This window comes from Streptomyces sp. NPDC057654 (assembly GCF_042800135.1).
Classification (GTDB): domain Bacteria; phylum Actinomycetota; class Actinomycetes; order Streptomycetales; family Streptomycetaceae; genus Streptomyces.
Genome location: NZ_JBHVHQ010001118.1, coordinates 1 through 2,302, shown reverse-complemented (window position 1 = coordinate 2,302; position 2,302 = coordinate 1). Strand labels below are relative to the sequence as shown.

Annotated in this window: 1 protein-coding gene and 1 pseudogene; both read right to left on the bottom strand. The window is 72.3% G+C overall.

The features are described from left to right. Positions 1-315, bottom strand: a pseudogene (locus ACFU99_RS41110) (1-hydroxy-2-methyl-2-butenyl 4-diphosphate reductase); the annotation flags it as partial. Continuing rightward, on the bottom strand, positions 315-2,302 hold a 1,988-nt coding region (gene shc / locus ACFU99_RS41105), incomplete at its 5' end, for a squalene--hopene cyclase (RefSeq protein ID WP_384403154.1). The pseudogene ACFU99_RS41110 and the gene shc, both read right to left, overlap by 1 nt.

Sequence of the window (2,302 nt, the reverse complement as noted above, 5' to 3'; positions counted from 1 at the left end):
CTCGGCGCCGGTGCACTCGATTCGCCCGGTGGGGTCCTCGGTCTCCACGGCGACGACCAGATCGCCCGGATGCATTCCGGGGACCAGGCCGGCGCAGAAGCCGGTGGCGATGACGGCGGTCCGGCCGGCCGCCGCCTCGTCGCCGAGCGCCTGTGCGACGGCACGTTCCGCCGCCAGGGGCCCCATTCCGGTGCGCAGTACGGTCACGGGCCCGGCCGCGTCGCTTCGGTCGCCGCGCAGCGCGAGGCGTTCGATGCCGAGCGCACAGGCGATCAGCAGCGGTGCGGGGCGGGGTGCGCCCGTGCCTGGTGCCATCAGCTCTCCTGACGGCCGGCGGTGAAGAGGTCTCCGTGCACGTAGCGGCCGAGGGCCGTGACGGGGAAGACCTGCCGGTACAGGTGGTAGTTGATGGAGAAGTCCCAGGGGAAGCCGGTACCGGTGAAGTACGGCTCGTCCCAGGACCCGTCCGGCAGCTGGGTCTCGGCCAGCCAGGCGACGCCGCGCTCGACAGCCTTGCCCTGCCGTTCGCCGGCCGCGAGGAGCGCCATCAGCGCCCAGGCGGTCTGCGAGGCGGAGGACACGCCGCGTCCGATCCACTCGGGGTCGGCGTAGGAGCGCAGGTCCTCGCCCCAGCCGCCGTCGTCGTTCTGCGCCCCTTCGAGCCAGGCGACGGCGCGCCGGACGGCCCGGTGCGAGGCGGGGATGCCGACGGCCGCGAGCGCGGGGAGCACGGAGCCGGTGCCGTAGACGTAGTTGACGCCCCAGCGGCCGAACCAGGCGCCGTTCTCCTCCTGCTCGGCGAGGAGCCAGTCGATGCCGCGCCGGGTGCGCGGGTCGTGCTGGAGGCCGACGGCGGCGAGCATCTCGACCACGTGAGCGGTGACGTCCGAGGACGGCGGGTCGATGACCTCGCCGAAGTCGCAGAACGGCAGCCGGTTGGGGAACGGGCTGGTGTTGTCGACGTCGAAGGCGGCCCACGCGCCGTTCTTCGACTGCATGCCGAGGTTCCAGCGGACGGCCCGGCGGACGGCGTCGTCGACGCGCTCGGCGTCGGGGTGGCGCACCCGCTTGAGGGCGAGCACGACCTCGGCGGTGTCGTCGATGTCCGGGTAGTTGTCGTTGTGGAATTCGAAGGCCCAGCCGCCGGGGGCGAGGCCGGGGCGCTTGACCGACCAGTCGCCGGGGCGGTCGATCTGCTCGTCCACCATCCAGCCGACGGCCTTGACGAGCGCCGGGTGGTCGGGGGGCACGCCCGCGTCGGCGAGCGCGATGGTGGCGAGGCAGGTGTCCCAGACCGGGGACTGGCACGCCTCGATCATCCGGCTGCCGTCCTCACGCCATACCGCGAACCGGTCGAGCGACTCCAGTCCGGCGCGCAGCACCGGGTGGTCGAGGTCGTAGCCGAGGAGGTGCAGGGCGATGACGGAGTAGACGGCGGGCGGCTGGATGCCGCCCCAGCAGCCGTCGTTCTCCTGCCGCTCGATGATCCAGCGGGCCGCGGACTTCAGGGCGGCGCGGCGCAGCGGGCGGACGGTGAACTTCCGGTAGGCGTGCAGCGCCTTGTCCAGCCGCTGGAACGCGCCGTCCCAGCTGGCGGCGGGCGCCATCGGCCGCGGCGGGCTGGGCCGCAGCGGGTCGGTGTGCAGCTCGTCGAGCGGGAACGGCGCGGGCCGTACGGGCCGCAGCGCCGAGACGACGGTGAGCGGCACGATGGTCTGCCGGGCCCAGCAGCCGAAATCGTAGATGTTGAGCGGGAACCGCTTGGGCAAGTACACGATTTCGGGCGGCAGTTCCGGCAGGTCCTCCCACTTCCACCAGCCGAAAAGGGCCAGCCAGATGCGGGTGAACACGCGGGAGGCTGCGATGCCGCCCTTGCCGCGGATCCAGGCGGACGCGGCGGCCATGTGGGCGTCGTCCGGCGCGTCGCCGGCGAGCCGCAGGGCCACATAGGCCTCGATGGTGGCCGAGAGGTCTCCGGGGCCTTTGTAGAAGGTGGCCCAGGTTCCGTCGGATCGTTGCTGCGACCGGATGAACGCTCCGGCCGCTTTCGTCGTCTTCTCGTCTTGGATACCCAGGAACTGACGGAGGAGGAGATCCTCGGCGTCCATGGTGACGTTCGTCTCCAGGTCGCCCTTCCACCAGCCCTGTGGGTCCTGTTGTGCCAAAAGGTGTTCAACGGCGCGGGTCGTGGCCCGCTCGGCGGCCGCGAACACCGGGGGTGTCTCGCGGTTCAAAGCGATTCTCTCGCTGGCCGCGGCCGCCCGGGGGTCCGCTGCCCCGGTGCTTCCGTCGGTCGTCGCTG